Annotated in this window: 15 protein-coding genes; 6 read left to right on the top strand and 9 right to left on the bottom strand. The window is 55.0% G+C overall.

The window, feature by feature from the left end; translation table 11 throughout:
- Positions 1-67: 67 nt before the first annotated feature.
- A complete protein-coding gene (locus K239x_RS17760) occupies positions 68-1294 on the bottom strand; it encodes an efflux RND transporter periplasmic adaptor subunit (RefSeq protein WP_145419556.1) in 1227 nt (408 codons plus the stop codon).
- Positions 1287-2927: a TolC family protein gene (locus K239x_RS17755; protein ID WP_145419555.1), complete on the bottom strand. Its 1641-nt coding sequence runs from the start codon at positions 2925-2927 to the stop codon at positions 1287-1289. Before K239x_RS17755 ends, K239x_RS17760 begins: the two co-directional genes overlap by 8 nt.
- A 361-nt stretch (positions 2928-3288) precedes the next feature.
- On the opposite strand from K239x_RS17755, the gene K239x_RS17750 reads away from it, so the two are divergent.
- The 5 genes from K239x_RS17750 to K239x_RS17730 all read left to right on the top strand — a co-directional run bounded on the left by K239x_RS17750 (position 3289) and on the right by K239x_RS17730 (position 10635).
- Positions 3289-4716 carry an SGNH/GDSL hydrolase family protein gene (locus K239x_RS17750; RefSeq protein WP_145419554.1) on the top strand — a complete coding sequence of 476 codons (1428 nt, stop codon included), beginning with the start codon at positions 3289-3291 and terminating at the stop codon, positions 4714-4716.
- 139 nt (positions 4717-4855) lie between these two features.
- A complete protein-coding gene (locus K239x_RS17745) occupies positions 4856-6115 on the top strand; it encodes a beta-galactosidase (RefSeq protein WP_145419553.1) in 1260 nt (419 codons plus the stop codon).
- A gap of 10 nt (positions 6116-6125) precedes the next feature.
- Positions 6126-7661, top strand: a complete 1536-nt coding sequence (locus K239x_RS17740) for a sulfatase family protein (protein ID WP_145419552.1) — start codon at positions 6126-6128, stop codon at positions 7659-7661.
- A 105-nt stretch (positions 7662-7766) separates the two neighbouring features.
- Positions 7767-9575: a sulfatase family protein gene (locus K239x_RS17735; protein ID WP_145419551.1), complete on the top strand. Its 1809-nt coding sequence runs from the start codon at positions 7767-7769 to the stop codon at positions 9573-9575.
- A gap of 76 nt (positions 9576-9651) precedes the next feature.
- Complete coding sequence (locus tag K239x_RS17730; protein WP_419189104.1) at positions 9652-10635, top strand: hypothetical protein; 984 nt, start codon at positions 9652-9654, stop codon at positions 10633-10635.
- Between the two features lie 22 nt (positions 10636-10657).
- On the opposite strand, the gene K239x_RS17725 is transcribed toward K239x_RS17730, so the two are convergent.
- The 3 genes from K239x_RS17725 to K239x_RS17715 all read right to left on the bottom strand — a co-directional run bounded on the left by K239x_RS17725 (position 10658) and on the right by K239x_RS17715 (position 15156).
- The gene (locus K239x_RS17725) at positions 10658-13273 is read right to left on the bottom strand and encodes a DUF1592 domain-containing protein (RefSeq protein WP_145419550.1); all 2616 of its coding nucleotides are present in this window, start codon (positions 13271-13273) and stop codon (positions 10658-10660) included.
- Positions 13270-14523 carry a DUF1552 domain-containing protein gene (locus K239x_RS17720; RefSeq protein ID WP_145419549.1) on the bottom strand — a complete coding sequence of 418 codons (1254 nt, stop codon included), beginning with the start codon at positions 14521-14523 and terminating at the stop codon, positions 13270-13272. The genes K239x_RS17725 and K239x_RS17720 overlap by 4 nt, the downstream gene beginning before the upstream one ends.
- Before the next feature lie 255 nt (positions 14524-14778).
- Positions 14779-15156, bottom strand: a complete 378-nt coding sequence (locus K239x_RS17715) for a TMEM14 family protein (protein ID WP_145419548.1) — start codon at positions 15154-15156, stop codon at positions 14779-14781.
- 388 nt (positions 15157-15544) lie between these two features.
- On the opposite strand from K239x_RS17715, the gene K239x_RS17710 reads away from it, so the two are divergent.
- Complete coding sequence (locus K239x_RS17710; protein ID WP_145419547.1) at positions 15545-17584, top strand: alpha/beta hydrolase fold domain-containing protein; 2040 nt, start codon at positions 15545-15547, stop codon at positions 17582-17584.
- A 1040-nt stretch (positions 17585-18624) separates the two neighbouring features.
- Here K239x_RS17710 and K239x_RS17705 read toward each other — a convergent pair.
- The 4 genes from K239x_RS17705 to K239x_RS17690 form a co-directional block, all read right to left on the bottom strand.
- Positions 18625-19557 carry a universal stress protein gene (locus tag K239x_RS17705; RefSeq protein WP_145419546.1) on the bottom strand — a complete coding sequence of 311 codons (933 nt, stop codon included), beginning with the start codon at positions 19555-19557 and terminating at the stop codon, positions 18625-18627.
- 144 nt (positions 19558-19701) lie between these two features.
- Complete coding sequence (locus K239x_RS17700; RefSeq protein ID WP_145419545.1) at positions 19702-20907, bottom strand: efflux RND transporter periplasmic adaptor subunit; 1206 nt, start codon at positions 20905-20907, stop codon at positions 19702-19704.
- Positions 20904-23261, bottom strand: coding sequence for an ABC transporter permease (locus K239x_RS17695; protein ID WP_145419544.1), 2358 nt, complete (start codon positions 23259-23261; stop codon positions 20904-20906). The genes K239x_RS17700 and K239x_RS17695 overlap by 4 nt, the downstream gene beginning before the upstream one ends.
- A complete protein-coding gene (locus K239x_RS17690; RefSeq protein ID WP_473163541.1) occupies positions 23258-24058 on the bottom strand; it encodes an ABC transporter ATP-binding protein in 801 nt (266 codons plus the stop codon). The genes K239x_RS17695 and K239x_RS17690 overlap by 4 nt, the downstream gene beginning before the upstream one ends.
- Positions 24059-24155 lie beyond the last annotated feature (97 nt).

Raw genomic sequence — 24155 nt, 5'->3', positions numbered from 1 at the left:
GCAATGGGGCCTCCGCGCGGACGTTCCTTTGCCGGCAATTCTCCAGGCAGTTCGACGGGTGACTGATTCACTGAGTCGCCTCGCTGAAATCCGCAGCGGCTTCGCCGACGTCATCGATTTTGCGGAGGCCAACTCCTTCCGCGACGGTGGCCAGCGTGGACACGACGATTTGGTCCCCGTCGTTCAAACCCTCGCTGATGTAGGCGTAGGCGGCGTCACGAAAGACCACCGTGGTGTCGCGAATCTGAAGTTTGTCGTCAAGCATCACCCAAACGGTATCACGGTCGCGAACAAACTCGCGTTCCAGTCGAACCACGTTTTCGATTGGCCGGCCTTCGATTTCCGTTTCGATCAACGAATCCAAAATCAACGGCGGGGCATTGGACGTTTGCCCCAACGGATCGGAGACCGTGATCAAAACGCGAGCCAATCGAGTTTGTTGGTCCACGGAGCCGATCATCCGCGAAACACGCGCGTGCCGTTCGACACCGGGGGCCCATGCATCAGGGTTTCGCAGGGTCACTAGCGAACCAGGTTGATCGCCGGTGGGAAAGTTGACCCAGCGTAGGCTACGAACCGGTACCGCTGCAAATACCCAGTACTCGTTGACGCCGGCTAGTCGGGCAAGTTCATCGCCCGTCGTAACTTGGGATCCGACATTGACCGACCGACTGAGAACTTGTGCGTTGAAAGGCGCATAAATATTGGCACGATCCAAATCCAGCGCCGCTCGTTCGACGGCCGCCTTGGCCGCGTTGACTTCCGCTCGGATCGATGCGATTTGTGGTTCTCGCAATACCAAAGCGCGATTGGTACCTTCGATTGTGCCTTGCAGCAGTTCAAGCTCTTTCTTGGCAAGACTCTGCCGGCCTTCTTCGATCGCCAATTTGGCTTCGGCTTGCTCCAGTTCGCTTTTGGTGATCGAAAGTGCGTTTTGGAAATCCGCCGGATCGATTCGAAGCAACAGGTCACCTTGGCGGACCATTCCGCCGGGGGAAAAACTTGGTGACAGATCGATGACTTGGCCGCGAACTCGAGGGCCGAGCACGATCTCGCGCGCCGGTTCGATCGACCCAAGTACAACTAGTCGAGGTGAAAAAGTGCCTCGTTTGGCGGTTTGCGTTTGAACCAGTGCCGCGGATTTTCGCGTGGCATTAATCTGTTTGGCGGTCGGTTCGGTTCGATTGATGACCACGATCGCAGCAACCGCGCCGCCAAGGATCGCGAGGCAAACAACTGCGCTGGTTAGAAATCGAATCCACCACCTTTCGGTGCGTGGTGCCACTTCACTCATTGGTGTTGTTCTCTGCATTGCCGCTGTCGATCTCTAAATCACGATCCAAGATCGCGACGTCAGCATCTGCTTCGGCGTCTGCTTGGGCGTTGTCGAGATCAATCATGGCCGCGTCTCGATAGCTTGTGTCTTGAGCATCGGTGTCTTGAGCATCGGTGTCTTGAGCATCTGGGTGGGGCGCGAGAGGCATCTCATCGGTCGAATCGGATTCAGTAAGGCCGAAATTCGGATCACCCGAATCCTGAGTTCCGAAATCCGTCGGGCACGAATCGAAATCGCCAGCGAGCGACAGGTGCAACGAGATGCGGATCAGAATCAGTTCCAGTTGAGCCGACAGGGTCTCGCGTTGCAATCGCTGCTGTGCCGTGATTGCGGTGAGCACAGACAGGTAGTCAGTGTCGCCGATCAAATATTGTTCACGCAATTGGTCCGAGGACTGCTGAGCCAGTTCGACTTGCGCCTGCAGATGTTCCAGCCGCACTCGTTGATTTCGTTCGCGAGCCAACGCGTCTTCGACTTCGCGAAACGCAATCAACATGGTTTCGCCGTATTCATTGAAACGTTGGCGAACCACCGCCGCAGTTCGCTCCACTTCGGCACGACGCTGACCGCCGTCAAACAGTGGTGCGACCAACTGACTTCCGATCGACACAAACCAATCTCTGAACAAATCTTCAGGGTGTTCCGTGACGTTGGACAATGACGCTGACAAACTGATGCGGGGATACTGTGCGCTGATCGCCGACGCAACGTCCCGATCCGCCGCCACAAATGCCAAGTACTCGCGGCGCACGTCGGGCCGACGCTGCAGCAATTCCGATGGTAAACCAGTCGCCGGCATTGCATGCAAATCCGGCAGTTGCGAACCAGTGTCGTAGTTTGCGTCCTGCGGCATGCGACCTTGTAGAACCGCCAGTTCGTGTTCCAGCAATTCGATTCTGGACTGGACCACCGCAACTTGTTCCAAAGTGGATTCGACCAGTTGTCTTTGGCGGAGAACATCGGCGCTGCGAATCAGCCCCAACGCGAATCGTGCTTCTTGTAGCTTTTGTCCCGTTTGGTTCGTCTCGATTTGATCGTCTAACAGTTCCAATTGAGCATAAGATTCGATCAACGAAAACCAATTGCGGGCGATCTCGGCTGACAAGGTCAATGCGACCGCGTGATAGTCCGCTTGCGTCGCAGAGGCTCGAATGCGCTCAGCGTCGACACGAGATTCGATCTGGCCCCAGAGGTCGACTTGATACGAAGCTTCCAGTCCCCATTCGAATGACTTCGCGTCGTCACCGGGGCCGAAGCTGTTGAATGTTTCGGTAAAACCATCCAAGTCAGGAAGCAGGTCCGATGCTTCCCGCCGCGTCAACGCTTTGGCTGCTCGTAACCGCTCCATGGCCACCGCCAGCGTGTAGTTGCCGTCGAGCGCGACGTTGATTTGCGCATTCAGGTCGGCGTCATCAAACGTCTCCCACCAGCGATTGGGTGGCTCTTCGTCGCCACTTTCTGAGAAACCCGATGCGGCTGGCGTCGCGAGATTCCCAATGGTTTCGCGACCGGCGCAGCCGACGAGTGCAAGCAGCAGCCATGCCGCCAACAGGCGTGTCGTCACGGTTCGAAAGAGGGGCCGTCGTTTCATTGCTCGCAAAATACGATTCCGACTCTGCCCGGCACAAGATCAGTGATGGGATGCTGCCGTTGTGTACACGCGATCTTCGAGCGGGCGTAACCGTCGGTGTCTTTGCAGTCATATCGCTGCTGGGATCCGACCCTCGTGCCGATAACTGCCGCGAAGCATGGGATTCGCTCCGTTGAGTACAATACGGGAAAACGGGCCGGCAATAAGATCGATACGCACCGACGCGACGCTGGCCAAACCGAATGCCCCAGACCGAACCACCCTGGGCACAAGCTCTAGGGCACACGACCAAGGGCAAATGATCAAATGATCAAATGATATGATCAAATAATATTGCCCGCTGAATCAAAGCCAATCCTCCATGCGTAACCCGATCTCAATCGCCACCTTCTTGCTCTCGGTCACGCTGTCCAGTTTCTTGCTCGCTCAGGAGTACCCTCGCCCCAGTAATGTTGGATCGGCTGAACAAGTGGGATTTGGCGTCCAGCGGACCATGACTTTGCTGGCGTCCAGCACACCCGAGCGATCCCACACGGTTCGGATATTGCTTTACGGCCAATCGATCACGGCGGGGAAATGGGGCGGCCAACTCCAAGAACATCTTCGCAAGACGTATCCCCACGCCAATCTGATTTACGAACAGCGTCCACTCTCGGGGTTTGCGACTGAGCGGCTAGTCAAAACCTCCGAAGCCGACCTGTACCCGAGCTACGCCGACTTGGTCATTTTTCACGACTACGGCAACAACGAAGACTACGAGCGGATGATTCGTAAATTGCGCGATGAAACAACCAGCGAAATTCTCATTCAGGCCGATCACATTCGTCGCTCCGAAAAAGTCATCGACGAATCAAGCCCCGAAAAGATCGAAGAACGCAGACTGCGGTGGGCAGCGGAACGCAATACTCAGTTTTTACCTATGATCGCGAAAAAATACGGTTGCGGGTTTGACGGTCGCCGCGAGTTGTGGAAAGCATATTTGCAGGAACACAGCATCCCGCCAGGCGACTTGGTCAAAGACGACGTGCACCCTAACGAACAGGGAACGTACTTGATGACCGAATTGGTCAAAGCCTATTTAGTTCCACGGGCCGACATTTCCATGGATCCGATGAACTGTGGGTATGTCGAAACGTTTTCGGCCAGCGACTTCGGCGACGTTTCCAACGATGAACTCACGTTCGCCTTCGAAGGAAACCGTATTGACGTGATCTTCCACGACGACGCTACGAAAAACTGCGACGTCTTGATCGACGGAAAGAAACCGCTGGACGATCCTACTATGCTTTACCACGGTCGCAACCGCGTCAGATGGCGAAATACTCCGATCCCTCCCGGTCCTTGGCCAGCCGTGCTGAAAATGTCGCACGAACGACCACTCGTCCAAGAAAATTGGACGCTATCGGCAACGCAAGATCCCAAGCAACTCGAGCATTACACATTTGACATTGTTGGATCTGTCACGGGACCCGACGGGAGCGGTCGCACGGACGAGAGGTTCGTATCGCAATCCAAACGCGTCGTGATTGAACCGGGTGATTGGGACGTTCCGTTTTCCATCGTAGCGCTGAGACGATTGAAAGAACTGCCTGCCAACTTTGAGATCGACTGGACGGTGAAATCGCAGGCCAGCAATTCGATCGTACCGCCCGATGCTAAACCCGGGATCGAAAAAAGCGTCACGGTTGCCCAACGAATCGAAGAAGGCAAACATGTGGTCAAGTTCACCGGGGCAGTTCAGGGAATCAAGTCGTTGCGGGTGTACGCGCCCGCTAAATTTCCCCGGTAGCTTTTCGATTGCAACCTCGTGAGCGGTGCTCCGGATCGCCGCTCCGCTCTTTAGTGACGGCCCGCGGTCCTTTTCCGATGGCAAGCGAATCTAGGAACCTCTTCTCGCTGTGACACGCCCTTTTTCAATATTTGATTCAATGCATTTTAAACAAACTGTGTGGCTCGCTCTCATCGCATCGACGTTCGCGGGGCTTGCAGCCTCAGAAGAGCGTCGCGACATTGCGTTTCAGTCACAGATTACTCGCGTTCAGCCGATGACGGGCATTGTATTGTGGTCCGACAATTCAATCGCTGCACAGCACTCCGACGCCATCACGCTCGAGTATCGATACTGTGGTTACGACGAAGTCGTGCAGCCCGACGGCACGTACGACTACACCAAGATCGATCAGATCCTTGACGAAATTGCTAAACGCAATCATCAGGCGGTGCTTCGGTTTTACTTCTGCTATGTCGGCAAAGCAACGACAGTGCCCGCGTTCATTCGCAATCGTCCCGAATACCAAGAGACAGTGGGGAAGAGCGAAAAGCAGAAGACGCATTTTTGCGACTGGAGCAACGCGGCGTTGCAGTCGTTTGCCCTTGAGTTTTACACTCGTTTTGCCAAGCGATATGACAATGATCCGCGAATCGCATTTCTGCAAACCGGTTTCGGGCTGTGGGCCGAGTTCCACATTTACGATGGCCCCCGGGAAATCGGCAAAACGTTTCCGTCCAAGGAATACCAAGAGCGTTTCCTGCGTCATCTGAACGGCCAGTTCAAAAGTCTGCCTTGGTCTATCAGCATTGATGCTGCCGACTACGACTACACGCCGCTGGAAGACAACGATGAATTACTCGCGTTGGAGTTTGGCGTATTTGACGATTCGTTTTTGTGCAAACCGCACCCCAAAGAAAACGCTCTGAACTGGAAAACCCTGGGGCCGGACCGTTGGAAACGGCGACCCGGTGGTGGCGAGTTCAGCTATTACAACAAACGGGATCAAAAGAATTCGCTATCGCCCAACGGACCCAATGGCGTGTCGTTTGAAAAAGCTGCAAAGCAGTTTCATATCACTTATATGATCGGCAACGACCAACCTCGCTACCAACCGATCGAACGGATTGCTTCGGCTGGCAGAGCGACCGGCTATCGTTTTCGATTGGATTCGGCTGTCGCTAGCGGTGGCAATGTCACGCTAACTGTCACCAACGACGGCGTGGCTCCGATTTACCGGGATGCGTACTTTGCAGCGGGAAAAATTCGATCCCAGACGTCGCTACGTGGCCTGCTGCCCGGAGAAACGCTGACTTGCACGATCAAAAACGTAAGCCAGGCCGATCTTTCAAACATCACCATCGAATGTGATTCCATCCTGCCGACCCAAACCATTCAGTTCCAAGCTGATTTGAAATAAAGGCACTCTGATGAGACACGCGTTTTCATATCGTTCGTTGCTGGTTACCGTCCTTTGTGTTTTGGTCGCGGCCGAATCCTTTGCCGCCGACGCAAGTCAGCCCGGCGACGCAGTGCAACCCAATGTTGTTGTCATCTTCATCGACGACATGGGATATGGCGATGTCGGTTTCAACGGAGCCACGGTGCCCTCGACACCGAACTTGGACAAAATGGCTGCCGATGGGATGAAGTTCACGGATTTTTACGTTGGCTGCGCGGTTTGTTCAGGCTCGCGGACTTCACTGCTGACCGGTTGTCATTACCAGCGATTGGGCATGAAGCCGGTGCTTTTTCCTGACAGCGCCAAAGGACTTCATCCTGACGAGGTCACTATGGCGGACATGCTTCGAGACGCCGGATATCGAACCGCGTGCGTTGGCAAGTGGCACCTGGGACATTTGCCGCCGTGTCTTCCGACGGATCAAGGATTCGATACCTACTGGGGCGTGCCGTATAGCAATGACATGTGGATCGACCCCGCCAACAAACTGGCCGCCGACATCCGACTGCGCGGTGGCCTGTCGCTGGCAGAAGTGAAATCGGGACACAAATCAAAGAACGAAGTGCCGATTTTTCGCAACGGCGAAGTCATTGAGTACCCCGCTGATCAAACGACGCTTACGCAGCGATACACCCAAAAATCGATTCAATTTATTCAGGAAGACAAATCGCAGCCGTTCTTTTTGTACCTGCCGCACACGATGGTGCACCGTCCACTCGCGGTGTCCAAGGCATTTGACAATCCAGACAAAGAACTAATCACCAACGCGATCGAAGAAGTTGATTGGTCGGTCGGTGAGATCATCCAAGCCATCAATGAAGCGGGGATTGCAGACAACACACTGGTTGTTTTCACGAGCGACAATGGCGCGGCGGTCGGATCATCGCTGCCGCTACGAGCAAAAAAAGGCAGTGTCTACGATGGCGGGATTCGCGAACCGACCGTGATGTGGTGGCCCGGCACTATTCCAGCCGGTTCGGTTTGTCGCGAAGTCGCCGCGTCGATCGACCTGATGCCAACCTTGGCAAAGATCTGCGGCGGCAAACTGCCAGCGCACAAGATCGACGGCAAGGACATCTGGCCTTTAATGACTGGTCAAAAAGAAGCTCGAAGTCCGCACGATGCTTATGTGTTGATGCACGGCCCGGGCACGGTTCGTAGTGGAAAATGGAAATTCTATCCGTGGGCCGAAGGCAAAGGCGCTCCCCGACGCGGACGACCTCAGCAAATCGTTTCCAACTTCCCGGTTCAGCTGTACGACACGGTCACCGATATCGGTGAAACGAAAAACGTCGCCCAGTCGCATCCCGAAATTGTCCGCCGCTTGCAGTCCGCTTACGACACTCACATAGCAGAAATCGAAGCGAACACACGCCAAGCCGCCAACTTAGTGCGCCCCGAGGGTGCGATTTCACCGTCGCGACCTGCCAGTGCAAAGAAGCAACCCCGCACTAAACGTAACACTGCAAAGTCAAAGAAGAAGCAACCCGCAAGGGCGAAATGATGACAGACGCCGCCCTGTCATGCAAAACACGATATACCCAACGTAAGATCACCCATCACACGATGCATCACGCAGTCGCACGCCGATTGCATTTCAGGAAAAAACATGAAGCTGCTTTTCACCGTTGTTTGCTTGTTCATCTTGCACTCGACCACGATCGTTCGTGCAGCCGATTCACGACCTAACATAATCCTGTTCTACACCGACGATCACGGCCATGCCGATCTTTCGTGCCAGGGTGTGCTTGACGATATCAAGACGCCCCATGTCGATGCCTTGGCAAGAAATGGCGTGCTTGCGCGTCATGGCTACAGCACCGCGCCTCAGTGTGTGCCTTCCAGAGCCGGATTGATGATTGGAAAATTCCAGGCCAAGTTTGGCGTCGAAGCCAACGGCGTGAAGTTGGATGGATTTGATCGCGAAACGACATTTGCAGCCCGTCTTCAGAAAGCCGGCTACATGACGGCACAGTTCGGCAAATGGCATCTTGGCCCCGGTGCAAAAATTACGGAGCACGGATTCAAGCACGTGTTCAATCAGAACTCAGGCCGTCCGTTTGCAGCCAATATCGATACTGACGGCAGCGACCGCGATCTGTCGAATTTGCGACCTGCGATGTATCACGTCGACGGTTGCAGCCAAGCGGCTGCTGCATTGATTCGGCGTTACAAAGACGATCCGTTTTTTCTTTACGTCGCGTACCGTGCTCCGCATGTGCCGCTAGACGCGCCGCAACGTTACCTGGATCGATTCCCTGGGAAAATGCCCGAGCGTCGACGCCAAGCTCTGGCGATGCTGTCGGCGGTCGATGATGGCGTTGGATTGATTACCGAGACGCTGGCCCAACTGAATCTGACGAAAAAAACATTGATCTTTTACATCGGCGACAATGGTGCGCCGCTGAAAATTCACAAGCGTGATGCACCCGGCGGAGGCCCCGGTTGGGACGGTTCGCTCAACGATCCGCTCAACGGCGAAAAAGGCATGCTGTCCGAAGGCGGCATGCATGTTCCGTTCGTGATCTCTTGGCCTGGCACGATTCCTGCCGGTCAGGTTTATGACCATCCAGTCAGCACGCTGGATGTCGCTGCAACTGCGACGGAACTGGCCCAGATCGAAACCAATCCTGGCGACTTAGACGGCGTCAATCTGCTTCCGTTCCTGACAGGCGAGACAAATAACGCGCCTCACCAGACACTCGCTTGGCGTTGGTTGGCGCAGGCGGCGATTCGCGACGGTGATTGGAAACTTCTCCGCGGAGGTGATCGCGAGTATCTGTTCGACCTAAAAAACGACATCGAAGAAAAACACAACTTGGCCAGCGAAAAGCCGGAGATCGCCAACCGATTGCGTGACAACCTGACGCTTTGGGCCAGCACACTTGATCCGCCCGGTCTGGCCAACGGCAGCATGTCCGGTGCGGCGGCAAGCTACTTTGATTTCTATCTTGATGGAAAACCAGTGAGTTCTCCGGTCGATAAGCCAGTGTCCAAGCCGGCAGCAAATTCAACGGCCGCTGCGACGCATCGTTGGTTGATCCGAAACGGGCAGATGAAACAGACGCAGGAAGGATTGCGGATTGTCTCGCGTCAAGCTGGCAAGAAACAACTGCCGTTCATCACTCGCAACGGACTGAATCTGACGGGGCCCGTGTCGGTGCGAGTCGTTGCGAAGACAGACACGGCGGGCACGCTGGGATTTTCTTGGCGATCATCCGGCGATAAAGATTTCGTCGCCGCGAAACGGCTGAACGTAGCCGTGAAAAAGTCAGCGGAATGGCAAACGACTGAAACGAAATTGCCGAGCTCAAGAAAGATCATCCACGTACGCATTCAAGTCCCGGGCGGCGTCACATCGATCAAGAGCGTCGAGCTGATTCCAGCTCACGGGACACCGGTCACATTGGCTCGGTAGGGCAAGGACCTGCGTCTTTGCAGGCTTACGAGACCGGTTAGATGTTTGTCAAATATGCTTTGAGTGAGATTCGAGAATGTTAGAGAATTGGAAGTCGATCTGTGGGCAAATTATCTGCCTTTTCGGTTGCCTGGTAAGTGCTTGTTTGTGTGTCGGTCCGCTCGCTGCGGAGGATCTCCTCACGATCAGTAACGATTCGGTAAAAGTTGGCATCGATCGTGAAAAAGGCGGCGCGATCACGTGGTTATCTTCCGTCGACTACGCCAACAACATCGTCAATCTTGCGGATCCCGGGCGGTTAATTCAACAATCCTATTACGCGGGACGTTTGCGCGACCGAAGATCCGAAGGCCAAAGCAAGGGGTGGAGTCCCTGGTCTTGGAATCCAATTCAAGGTGGTGGCGTTGGCAGCGCAGGGGGCAAAGGTACTTGGTCGCGAGTGCCTGTGTTTAAAAAGGAGAACAATGCTCTGTATTCTGAGACGATTCCCAAGCTTTGGGACATGCCCGACGAAGAAGCAGGGGCTGTGATGCGACAATGGACGACGTTGGAACCGGACTTGCCGGGGGTCGTCCGTGTGCAATGTGAGATCGAAGTGAAACGAAAGGAAGATGATCTCTGGGGTCAAGCAAAGATGAGTCCTCAAGAAGTTCCGGCCTGCTACTTCACACGTAATTTCCGCCATGTCAAAAGCTACCTCGGTGAAGGCAAATGGCGAAACGAACATCAGCCGCCCGGGCCGCCATGGGGACGAACGAATCCGCCTCGCAAATCAATGGCGATGTTTGAAGGGGCCGGCCAGGGCGTAGCCGTTTTCTCACCTATCTCCGGTGCGCACTGGAATTTTGGGCCCCACGCCGGCGGAAACAGTGATCAACCCACTGCTGGACCCTGCATGCACGTCGCGCCCGTCGTTCGCATCTTGCTGGGGCGTCGGTCAACGTTCCGCTATCGGTACTGGCTGATCGTCGGCAATGAATCGGAGCTTGCCCAACGACTGGATGAATTGTGGGCAAAGTACTCGGACGAACAGTCGCACTTAAGCGATCCGCAAAACTAAGTCGCGACATGGATATGAATCGCTACTGCCGAAACCTGTCCGACAACACGATTTGTTCAATCAGTGATCGTAAGCCAAGTTCGTTAGCTGGTTGGCTGGTCGCGATTCTTTCGGCTTCTAACTGGTCTTGGACACTCGGGGCGCGGCCAGTGGCGTAAGACATCATTTGCTTTGCCAGGTTCTTTGCAAACTTGTCCGACTGTTTCATCAACAGAGGTTTCAGGTCGCGGATGTCTTTAAATGATTCGCCGCTGGGCAGCGACCCGTTCGTGTCCACTTTCACCCGAGTCCTGCTCTGGTGATAGCGATCGCGATGCCGTCCGATTTCATCAAACGATTCCAGCGCAAATCCCAGGGGATCGATTTTCTGGTGACAAGCGTTGCAAGTCGCAACGGTCCGGTGCTTTTGCAATTGATCGCGAATCGAAACGGCCCCGCGAATATCCGGCTCCAGCGGTTCGACGTCAGGTGGCGGAGGAGATGGCGGTGTGCCTAGGATTGATTCCAGCACCCAGACGCCGCGAACAACGGGCGATGTTTCGATCCCGTTGGCCGTGGCGGTCAGTATCCCCGCCATTCCCAGTAGCCCGCCGCGACGTCGGTCCGAAATCGCCACTCGCTGAAATTGACTGCCGCGAATGCCTTCCATGCCGTAGAGCCGAGCCAACGGGCCGTTTACGAATGTGTAATCCGAATCCAGAAAATTGGTAATCGGCCGGTTGTTCGTGATCGCGTCGGAAACGAACAAGTCGACCTCGCTTCGCATCGCATTTTCGAGGTTTTCGACGAAGTACTCCGGGTGAGCCGATTGGCTGGGTAGCATCGTGCCCAGTTTGGAAAGGCCCAGCCAGGCGTCGGGAAATTGCCTGACCAACGCTTCGCTTCTCGGGTCGGCCAGCATCCTGCGAGTCTGTTCGACGAGCGTGTCTGAATTCAGCAGCGAACCATCTTGGGCAATGGCCAGAAGTGCATCGTCAGGAGGCGCGGACCACAGGAAATAGCTCAAGCGACTTGCGATGTCGTAGGCGTCTAAATCGTCGTTGCCCTGATGCAAGAAGATAAAATTGGGCGAGCACAACACGGATTGGTACGCAGCCAGCATTGCGTCCAGTGGTTCGTTGCCGTTTTCGCGTTCGCTTCCATACAAATCAAGCAGCGAATCCAATGTTGCATCGCTGACTGGTCGGCGAAATGCGCGCTGAGCAAAACGGCTGATCAACCTTTCAGCGTTTTTGTCACTGGGACGTACTGTGCCAAATAGTCGACGGTGATGCGCTGGCGGCCAACTGTCAAAAATCGGTCCCTCGATCTGGATTTCATGCACGCGGACTCGTGGCCCATCGTACTCAGCATAAAACTGACTCCACGCGTCGCGCATGTTGATCGATTGGCTGGTGCCATAGATCTGGTACGACTTGCCGGCATCCTTCAGTGCCTTTTGTTTCTTGCGATATGCCGCGATCAGTTCCTTGCTGCCCTCGCGATCGTAGGTGGGGTGCATGTTGTTGTACGGCGGTACCCAGTTGTCGATGTAGCCTTTGAATCGATCGGGAAATTCGCGAACCAGCCTTTGACGAAAACGCTTCACCCCCAGCGGCCCGTTGGGATACGCAATGCGTGGCTGAAAACCTTGGTCCAGCCAAACAGTCGCTTCGTACCACTGCGGGGCGCCGTTGGGATCGTGGTCAGCGAGCTCGAATTCCGCGATCACTTTGTCCGATGCGTTGGTGGTTTCCAAATTGCCTACCGCCGCATTTCCCGCGACAACCTGCATTCGGATGGGATCGTTCTTGGGAATTCTTAGCCGGCTTTCCGGGTACGGATAGTCGCGGTTAATACCGTCGGCCTTCACACGGATTTTGTAGCGTCCACTGATCGGAACGCCCTTGGTGAATTTCGACAGCCACATAAATCCACCTTCGTCGTGGTAGTTCTTACGGATGTGTTGATACTTGCCAGGAACATCCTTGCCGTCGTGACGATTGCCGGTGCGATAAAAGGGGGCGTTGAAAGTCCAGCTTTGAACCGTCGGTTCGGTCCATGGTGCGACGGCCGCTCGTAGATATTTTTCCGAAGCCTGAAGGTAACGCGACAGCAGGAAATCGCTGAGCACCAGGGACTCGCCGTTGTTGCGAAAGTTCTCGTGAGTTTCGTCGGGAGGAAAATTGTCGGTCGGTTCGATCAGCAACGCGTCCAGCGACAGCAATTGCCGGACACTGCGGTCGTACTCGAATCGGTTCAAACGGCGCAGCACGGTTGCATCGGACTGCCCAGCAAGTTTCTTGCTGGCGGAGTTCAAAATGGTTTGCATCTTGTTTGCCACGTCGATGCGATCGGCATCGGTGGGCTGCGGTTCATCTTCCGGAGGCATCTCGCCCAAGTTGATTTGGTCCAGTGCGTCCTTGAAACTTTCAAGCTGTTGAACGCTGGTCGGTTCGTCACCCAGACCATCGAAGCGACGATCAGCCTCTTGATTTTTCGCGCCATGGCAGCGGACGCAGTGGGTCTTCAGAAAGAGAGCGGGGGATATCTCCGGCGATTGGATTTCCGTGGAAACAATCTCTGCGGATTGCGAAACCGTCGCCGCCAAGATCGCTATACAGCCGACCTCCCACCAGCGTTTGGCTAAAGACATCATGCCAGCTCCAGTCTGCTTAGGGTCCCGGTCGACTTGTTGAATCGATCGGTTTCGACCCCAAATCGCTGCAGCATCGTGGTGAACAGATTCGATAGCGGTACACGCAAATGGCTTTTCTTGGGCATGATCAGGTGATGCCCGTGTTTGAATCCGCCGCCTGCCAAGACAATCGGAAGGTCGCGGTTGCTGTGGGAACTCCCGTTGCCCATTCCACTTCCTGACAACACCATCGTGCAATCCAGCAGAGTTCGACCGTCGGGCTGCTCGATCGCATCGAGCCGACGAATGAAGCGAGCGAGATTGGCGATCTGCATCGTTTCAATCGCCATCAGACCGCGACGTAGTTCCGGATCCTTGCCGTGATGCGAAAACGAGTGATATCCCCCGGACAAACCCAAATCGCCAACTGGCAGTGTGCCTGGAATGCTTAACGTCGCGACTCGAGTGGAGTCAGTCTGCAATGCCAGTGTGATTAGGTCGTAGAACAATGGCAGCTTCTGAGTGAAAGTCTCTTTGCCACTGGGCGTTTTCAAATCGACCGTAGGTTTGGGTTTGTCGACCCATGCTTCGGCCATCTGCAGTCGCTTTTCGACTTCACGAACACTTGTAAAGTACTCGTCCAACTTGGCACGGTCGCGAGCCCCCAGTTCCTTGGCCAGGATTCTGGCTTGCTGCCGCACCGAGTCCAAAATGCTTTTGTTGCGGCGAAGCGATTCGCGTTGTTGGCTCTTGGCTGAATGGTCGCGATCGACGAACAGGGCGCGAAACAAATCGCGTTGATCCGAGATCGGTGGAATGTTCACTCCGTTGCGTGTCCACGAATTCTGCGGAGCAAGCGTCCCGCTGCCTTCGCCGACACTGGCAACAATCGATGGAAAGCGAGTGGTCGATCCAACCTGTTCGGCAGCACGTTGATCGACCGTGATGTTCTTTGCCGCAAACTGGCTGGCTTCGTTGTCACGGATGCCACTCAAAAACGCGTGCACGCCACTGTGTCCACCCGAGACGCCGTGATCCAAATTGCTAAACACCGTGAACTTGTCGCGCGGAAGTGGTTCAAGCAGCGGCGTCGTTTGATAGTCGCTGCCTGCCTGCTTGGGAAAGAACACATCCGGGATGAAGCCAAGCGGGTTGGCGACGCAGACCATCCGCATCGGAGCAGTGACCGTGGCCGCGATTGCGTCACGTTCAAGCAGCGGAAGGGCAACGGAAAGGCCAAGGCCACGCAAAACGGTTCGTCGCTGGATCATTGAATCGCCGTGTGTTGGGGAAGTCAACGACCATGATAACAAGCAGGATCCGCCAGCACCCGCAATGACGCAGTTGAATCCGCATCATCGCGGCAATGACACGCAAAGATCTGGTTGGCGTTCTTTCTGGTTCCCACGGCAAGCGGAAAAGACAGACCGCGATGTTGATCGGCCAGGAAAAATTCCCAGTGATCGACAGCTGGACCGTGGAGCCGTGGATCAGGCGATTGGCCGGTGGGAAGCGGTCCAGCCGTGCTAGAAACTGATTGCGATGATTGCGATGGTGAGTACACCCAGAACGACAATTAGCAGGTTCGGCATGACCTTAAACTTCTTGAGCAGTGAGGGAGCGAACTGGCTCAGCAATACGAGAGAAACAATGATCGCGAGAATTTTCCCCGCTAGGAAATCGGTTGTGATCAGGAACGCAGAGAGAATGAGCAGTCCGCCGGTGATTCCTCCTGCGATCAACGACGCTTTGCTGGCGGCTTTGACGTAGCCCATGATCCCTCCAAAAACAACAAAAGCTCCAAATATTCCTGTGATGATTGCCGGCAAGTCCATGTGTGTTTTTTCTTTTTGAATCGCAAAGGTTTGGCAGAACACAGGAAGTGGATTTGTACAACGATCCATCGACGTGAACTGCCTGTAGTGAAACTGCAATCGCTCAATGTAGCAGTTTCGACCCTGGGTGCAGAGCTTCCCCCAAACCGGAATTGCCCGTTCGGGGGCCGGCCACTTTATGCGCACAATATTGGCTGCCTCGTTACGCAGATGTGTCTGGGCAAGTCACTTGTTGAAACTGGGGCAATTGTTAGTGGAAGGGCGCGAGCCGTCCGGTGCGTCAAAGACCGGATGGCTCGCGACAATCCGCTAAAGACAAACCAAGACCTTCTGTCTTCAAAAAAGTGATTCGCCTTGAGCTGCAGTGTGCAAACTGGCGTCGCTGTTGCGTTTACCAGCTATATTGATTCCCCTCTTTTGATCCTGCCCCGAAAATCACACCGCCGGTGATCCAACCATGTTTCGAGTTTATGCGCTGTTTGTATTGAGTTTGCTTTGCATACCCGCTTTCGGTCAGCGAAAGGACTATCCGCCCCGCTTCGATGGCGCACGCGAAGAAACGTACAAGACGATCGGGGATGTCGAAATGAAAGTTTGGATCTTTGATCCGCCCGAACATCAGGCCAGTGATTCGCGGCCGGCGATCGTGTTCTTCTTTGGCGGTGGCTGGAAAGCTGGCAATCCGGCTCAGTTCGAACAGCATTGCCGTTATCTGGCGTCTCAGGGAATGGTTGCGATGACCGCCGACTACCGCGTCCGTTCGCGTCACGAAACGCTGGCCGACAAGGCACTCGAAGACGCCGAGTCTGCGATTCGTTGGGTCCGTCAAAATGCAAAGCGACTGGGCGTAGACCCCGATCGCGTTGCCGCAGGAGGAGGATCGGCCGGAGGTCACTTAGCAGCCTGCTTGGGCGTGGTTGCTCCGCTGAGCGAATCTGATTCAGGCGCGATCAGCAGCATCCCCGACGCAATGGTGCTTTTTAATCCAGCCCTGGTTTTGGCGCCGCTGGAAAATATAAGCTTGGGGACAAACGATGATGGGACGGACAAGTTCGACGACATCGCTACTCGCACCGGCGTGCCCGCGAAACGAATCTCACCCATTCATCACATCCACCCAGGTCTGCCACCGACGGTGATCTTTCATGGCGAAGCTGACACGACCGTTCCTTTTGTGACCGCACAGCGATACAGGGAACTGGCGACCCAGGCCGGGAACCGTTGCGAACTGAAAAGCTATCGCGACGCCACCCACGGTTTCTTTAACTATGGTCGCGGCGGGGAGCCTGGTGAATACTATCCGGTGACCGTCTCGCAAATGCACACGTTTCTTCAGTCGATCGGCTACCTAAAAGGCCCTCCTGCGATCGCTTTGCCGCAATCCAAAAACGTGCACTTCCGAAGCCACTTCGATCACTCCCGCCATGCGTTTGTAAACCAGCAAAAGGGAACGGTGGCATTTCTAGGTGGTTCGATCACGGAAATGGACGGCTACCGCGTCATGGTCCAAGCGGACTTGCAAGCTCGATTTCCTGAAACGCAGTTTACGTTTATCAACGCGGGGGTCAGCTCCACGTGTTCGACCACGGGAGCATTTCGACTGAGCGAAGATGTCTTAGCGTCCAAGCCCGATCTGCTGTTTGTGGAGTTTGCAGTGAACGACGATCAAGACGCTTCGCATGCGGAACGTGAGTGCATTCGGGGAATGGAAGGCATTCTGCGACATGCTCGGACCGCGCTGCCAAAATTGGACATGGTGGTCACTCACTTTGTGAATCCGCCCATGCGGCAGAAACTGCAAAACGGCGTCACGCCAATCAGCAGTGGTGCCCACGAACGTGTGGCATCGCACTACGGTGTTTCATCAATCGATCTGGCCCGTGAAGTGGCCGAGCAGATTAGTGCAGGAAAGTTGACTTGGCAGCAGTACGGTGGCACGCACCCGCATGAACCGGGCAACCGAATTGCGGCCGACATGATCGCTGATCTGCTTGACACTGCTTGGTCGGATTCAATACCGGATCAACCTCGCAGCGAATCGCATCGATCAGCAAAGCAGATGGACAAGAACAGCTATGCTCGCGGAAAAATGCTGCCTCCGTCGGCGGCGAACCTGGGCAAAGGCTGGGTTTTGCATCGCCCCGATTGGGCAAGTTTGCCAGGATCAACGCGGCAGCGATTTAGCGAGTTGGACTTGCTATGCGGTAAGGACGTCGGCGCTGAATGGACGTTGGATTTCGCTGGCACCGGAATCGGGCTTTATGTTCTTGCCGGTCCGGATGCCGGGACGGTGGAGTATTCGATCGACGGCGGTGAGATGCGACAGCAAGATTTGTTTCATCGATTCAGCAAAGGGCTGCACTACCCACGCACCGTGATACTGGATGCAGGCTTGCCGCGCGGAAAGCACCAAATACGGATTCGCGTGGCAAAGGCGAAGCACCCATCGAGTGCGGGGCACGCGGTCAGGATCCTAAGCATTGCCGTCAACCAGTAGCAGGCAAAACGCAGAACCTTGCTGGCGGTTCGGACGGACCAATCGAAAGCCTAGATGATAGCTCGCCTGTGAGTGTCGATCGCGAACAGTCCAGCTCGTTTACCGACGGTACGTGCAAGGTCGATGGGAGACTGTTTGTCGAGGTGCGTGTGCCGATGGCAAAGTCTGTGTCGGTGATGGATACGGGGCAGTGCTAGGCAAATGGCCATGGTGTGTTGTGCGAGCAGGCGGCAGTGTCGGTTGAGGCACCGTCTGTAAATCGGCGTTCCGAAATTCTGTGCCGCGGTAGCTCTGGGGGTAAAAGCTGTTGTCTCTGTAGTTTGCGCGTCTTTCAGAGTGCGGCATCGCCGCGTAGTTGGACGTCGTCGATGCGGGCATGCGCTGGCGGGAGCGAACATTTTGCGGTACCGAACCTTGCTGTGGAAACGGCATGATTCGGTGCGTTCGGTTGTACGAACTTGCAGGGGGAGTTGACGGCCGATAGCCGTAAAAGGCTGCATTTGTTGCAGGCGGAATCGTCGCTGAGACGGGGAAGGATTGACCTCCGGTAGCGGCAACGTTTGCAGCGGTGCAATCGGGGCCACAAACGTTTGGATCCGCAAGCAGTTGGGCGGCTACTAAAGCAAGTCCACCACCATAAAGCAATCGAGCCAACATACTTCCGTGCCTCCAAAGGGATTCCATTCAGTCCGCAAAGATGATTCGCACGTCCATAAAAAGAGTCAACTGAAAAAGCCAAACAATCCAGTTTCACGGCAAAGGCGCAGGCATAGCAAAAGCGTCAAAGCGGCCAGGCAGTGCCAGTTGCAGTTCCGTTTGGGCGCCGGTTAACGGTCGGGTTTTGTAGAGTTTCATGCCGTCGGCTGATTCGTTGGTCATCAGCGCAGGGACAAACGGGGTTTGCCGTCCGAGGCGGTTTTATCTTCAAGACGACTGCCAACGCGTTGCAGATTACGACCTAAGTCATGCGGTCGATGATCGGAGTAGATGCCGACCATCGACCACGCCGTTGATTTGGTCGTCTGAAAACGGTTCACAGATCAGCTTGCAGCGGCAACATCATCGACTTCTTTGTTGGACGGATCCAACTTGTAGTGATGTCGGGAAATCCAGACGCTACAGGGAGCATGACGGAGAACGTACTTCGACGTGCTGCCTAGCAATAGTTCGCCCAGCAAACTGTGGCCGGCGTCTCCGACGACAATCATGTCCGCCTTGTTTTTCTCGGCTACTTTCACAATGGCGTCCCCCACGTGATCGGCAGTTGGCGAATGAGCTTCCGTGTGGGGAAAGTGTTCCGCCACTTGGCTTGCCATCCGCTGAGCCGATTCGTTGACTTCGGCAATCTGCTCGGGCCGCACAGTGATGGGTTCGGCGATGTAGCCATCCCCGGCGTAGACATAGGGATTTTGAACCACACTGACGACATCGACTTTGGTGTCGCGTCTCAGGTTCCATTCCATCAATTCAGCAACTGCTTCACGCGACGCGATCGATCGGTCGTAGCCAAGCACCACGCGTTCTGGCCGTACCGTGCCGTTGTCGCTGGGGCGAATGATCACCACGGAACATTCTGCCCGCGAAGCAATGCTGTCCGAAATGCTGCCCAGCAAAATACGGCCGATCGCTGAGTGCCCCTTGGCGCCCATGACGATCAAATCAACCTTGTCAACCTTGGCTTGGTTTAACAAAAACGGCAACGTCGCGCCGGTCCCGTGGATCGTCTTGACGCTTTGACAAGTTTCGTCGAGCGTCTGTTTCGCTTGATCCAAGATCGCCTGAGTGCGATCATTTTCTTGTTCGGTCCAATCGGCAAGCCAAGGCTGTCCGAAATAGCTTTTCGAGTAGTGTTCTGGATCGTACGACACCGTCACGACAACTGCATCGACGGAGTTGTAGTCCGCCAACGATCGTACAAACTTGACAGCTTCTGTTGCGGCTGCCGAACCATCTGTCGCCAATAGAACTTTCATCACTAAGGTCCTTTGCGTGTAGGGCAAAAAGTTACAACAGGAACATTTGCAGTTTTCGTACCAATCCCCGAACCCGCACTTTCCCACTTCAAAGTGCGCGGAGCAGCACGGGCGAGCGTCAGCGTGTGCGTTGGAGCACAGGATTTACTGGGCGATTACCTTGACGCCCGATTCGATTGATTCCGTCGGGTGCAGGATCAGTTGGTCTGACGGCTGGACCCCAGACAGGATCTCGGTGGAAATGCCATTGGACTTTCCGACTTCCACCGTGACCGGTTCGGCCGTCCCGTTGATCACTCGGTACGCTTTCCATGCTTTGCCCTGGCGAAACAAGACCCCTGCGGGCACGTTCATCGAATCGGCGGGCGTATCATCGACGACAATTTTCGCTTCGATCCGAAATCCATCGCCCAGCGTTTCTCTGTCTTGAAAAGGATCGGTGAAGTCGGCGATGACATTGACGCGTTTTTCTTCCACGCCCAACGCTGACACTTTCAAAAACGCCGACGGTTCGACCAAGCGAACGACTGCGTCGAGTGGTTTCTCCCCACCCCAATGCTGGATGCGCACCGGATTTCCCAGTCGGACTTTGACGGCGTCGCTGGAGAGAACGTCGATAACGATTTCCAAGTCGGACGGATCACCGATGCTTGCGACCGAAGTGCCTGAGGCGATGACGCCCGAGTCTTCACGAAAGATCTCCAGAACCTTGCCGGTGATCGGCGATACGATGTTGAAGAAATGATCGTCGTCCGGATCGTAGCTCGCCTTCATGTATTTTACGGTCGCTTCGGCTTGGTCAATTTCGTACTGAGCAACACGTTGTGCTGATTCCGCGGATCGGATATCCGCGATGGCCAGCCGCATTCGATTGTCGGCTGCGTCATAATCCGCTTGCGCGATCGCATTGTTCTTGCGCAGTTTTTTGGCGCGTTCGAAGTCTTTTTCTGCCAACTCCAGAGCCTCTTTTGCACGGGCGACGGCAGTCGTCGCTTGGTCGTGAGCTGCAATTGCAACTCGCACACGGGCTTGAGCTTCGGCGCGGCTGCGTGCATCCAGCAAAGACGGGTCAGAGGGCTGAATCTTTGCGATCTTGGTTTCGCCAGCGACAACCAAGTCGCCCGCGTCCAATTCGACTCGCAGCATCTTGCCCGTTACCGGAGCCGACAGAATGTATCTTTCTCTGATCCGAGTTTCGCCATCGTCGTCGATGGTGATCGCGAGCGATCCGGTCGTAGGCTGAACTGTATCCACTTCGATCGGCTGCGGAATCAATCCGTAAGCGACCAGGGCGACCATTCCGCTGGCGATTAGAATCCAAAATAGTTTTCGACCGATTCGAGACATCATTCTTTCACTTTCAATACAGCGACCAAATCCAACGAATTCAACATCCGGCGGACATACAGTGCGGAGAGACTGGCGGCTGCGACAATCACGATTGCAGCATACGAGTACGTTGATCTTTCGATAACCAAAGGGAACCGATGCGTTTCGGTGTCCAATGCCAACGTGGCGACATAGGAAAGACCGTATCCAATGGGGATGCCGATCGGAATGGATACCAGCGTGATCACGGCCAGTTCACTTAGAAGCACGTAAGAAACTTCGCGTCGCCGGAATCCCATCACTCGCAGGGTGGCTAAATCACGAGCCCGTTCAGCCAAGATGATGATCGCGCAATTGTAGATGACACCCAATGCGATCAACCCCGAAAACACGGCATTGACGATTCGCATCAGCGACGTGCTGCTCGCTACCGTGTCGCGAAAACTCGCTTCGGCGGCATTTTTGTCAACGACACCCGCGACGGTCGGCATTTGCTTGACTTCGGCATACAGGTCCTGGATCGCATCGGAGTCGACGGACAAGAATGCTCCTGAGAACTGTTCGCCTTCGCCCAACAACGCATGCAGTTGCTGGCGATTGACATAAGCCGATGGATCGGTGAAGTTTCCGAACACTTCGGCAATCTGAAAACGGTAAGAAGGCTGGCGACGATCCAGGATATCAATCCAGATTTCGTCGCCAAGTTTTGCGTCCAGCAGCTCGGCCATCTTTTGCGAAACAGTCAGTCCATCATGAACCGGAAACGAAACCGGTTGTTGCTGGTCGTTCAAAATTCGGTACAAATCAGGGTTTGTGTCGAGACCCATCAGCCCGACTCGTCGTGTACGCGTCTTGTTTCGCAGGCGAACCGGAACCGTGCGATACGGTTCGACCGCAAAAACGCCCGGCAAATGAGCAACATCATGGAGCGAGGCGGCCGATAGCGTGTCGACAAACGTAAGCATGACGTCTTGGCGCTGTGATTTTTCGAACTGAAATTCGATCACAAAATCAATCGTGTTCCGCATGTACGACCCCAGGACCAGTACTGCGACGGCCAAGCTCATTCCCAAGACCGACAGCGTTGTCGCCAAGCGATTGGTTTCGAGCCGGCGTACCACCATCCGGCCTACCGGCGTCATCAGTTTGGACAAACCAGTGCGTTCAGCAATTAGTCCGCGATAGTCTTTGGGGGCCGCTGGCCGCATTGCTTCGGCCGGTTGCAGGCGAATCGCTTTGCGGATGGCCGCGTACGTTCCTATCAAAGCAGCGCCCGCGCCGATCGCGACTGCGCCGACGGCGTGGGTAACGGCAAACTGGTGGTCAACGGTTGGGAAACGAAAAAACTTGATGTACTCCGATGTCATCCACCATGACAATCGCAGACCAACGACCCAGCCGAATATCGTGGCGACCACCACCAGCAGGATGACCATTTGGACGTAGTGCCAGCCGATTTCGCGTGGCCGATAACCGAACGCACGCAGGGTGGCAATCTGTTCGGTTTGCTGTGTGATCAATCGAGTGAAAACAATGTTGAACAAAAACGCTGATACAGCCAGAAAGATCGACGGCGTGACAAAAGCGAAGGTTTTCATTTGCGACATCTCATCGGCAACGCGTCGGTGCGAGATCTGATCCTCGCGATCGTAAGCCCCCGTGCCGCCGTAACGCTTTGTCAGTCGGTCGACTTGAAAGATCACTTCGTCGACATTCGCTTTGGGAAGTAAATCAATCGATAGGTTGTTGAAGGCACCTTCCATATTGAACGCCGCAGCCATCTGTCGTCGTGGCATCCAAACGACACCAAATCGCCGGTCGTCCGTGATCAACATACCCGGCTGCACGACGTACACGTATTCGGGCGACATCCCAATGCCAACGATCTGCAGCTTTTGTTTGCGTCCGCCCATGATGCACGTCAATGAATCGCCAGGTTGAAAACCGTGGCCGTGGGCAAACAGTTCGCTAACGATGACTTCGCTGCGTTGATCGTCACTGGGGAAACGCCCAAGCAGCAGATGGATGCCGTTCATCGGGTTCACCGCGGCGGTATCGATCGAAACCAATCGGCACGAAGCAGGTTCGACCATTTCGGGAATGTCCAACAGGACATCGCGAACAATCCGCGTTTGGACTTCTTGCACGCCAGGTACTGCAGCCACTTTGTCGGCGAGCGAATTGGGGGCGCGTACCAGGGCGGTGAACAGCTCTCCAAAACGATAATCTTGATAATACTGCTGGCGTGTCTTTGCCAGCGACAGCATCGAACTGTTGGTCATCACAAACAAAGCGATGCCGCAACCCAGCAGTAAACTGATGGCAATACCTTGCCGCCACATGCGTTGAAGATCAGCGATCATCAGTCGGTTCACCAGACCAACTCCTTCGCTTCTTTGCGATTTTGGTTAACGTGAATTTCTGCGACCCGCCCATCGGATAATGAAATTACTCGATCCGCCATTTCGGCGATCGCTGCGTTGTGCGTGATCACGGCAGTCAACGTGCCGAGATCTTGGTTGATGCGTGCGATGGCTTCGAGGACGATGACTCCCGTTTTGACGTCGAGGGCACCGGTGGGTTCGTCACAGAGCAAGACATCGGGGCGTTTACCGATCGCCCGAGCAATAGCGACACGTTGCTGTTCGCCGCCGGAGAGTTGCGACGGGTAGTGGTCGCGTCGATCGTAGAGGCCGACCTTCCGCAGTGCTTCTTCTGGCTCAAGTGGATCTTTGGCAATGTCAGCTACTAAGGCCACGTTCTCCTTGGCCGTTAGGCTGGCGATCAAGTTATAAAACTGAAAGACAAACCCGATGTGTTCGCGGCGGTATTCGGTTAAGTCGTCTTCGTCAGCATCGGTCAGCGATTGATCGCGAAAAGAAACGCGGCCGGAGGTTGGCACGTCCAGTCCACCCAGAATGTTCAGTAAAGTCGACTTGCCACTGCCCGATGCACCCAGAATCACCACAAATTCACCGGCGTACATTTCTACATCCACGCCACGCAACGCATGTACATCGACTTCGCCCATACGGTAAACTTTGGTAAGGCCGTGAGCGGTGAAGACAGCAGTCCGAGAGGTTGGAGAGTTGTCGGATGATTGACCGGCAGATTTATCGGCGGCTTTCATAACTTGCACATGATCGGGAAGATTCAGACGAAAGCTACTCATGCACGCGCTGTGCCGTGGTCAAAGCACTGTAAAGGGAAACACACCCACGTCGCGACTGTGCGATTCTGCACACCCCGGGCCGGTCTACGTGCGGCAA

The sequence above is a fragment of the Stieleria marina genome, from assembly GCA_007741555.1.
Lineage (GTDB): Bacteria > Planctomycetota > Planctomycetia > Pirellulales > Pirellulaceae > K23-9.
The sequence above is the reverse complement of the archived record's forward strand: the minus strand, read 5'-3'. Positions and strand labels throughout refer to the sequence as shown.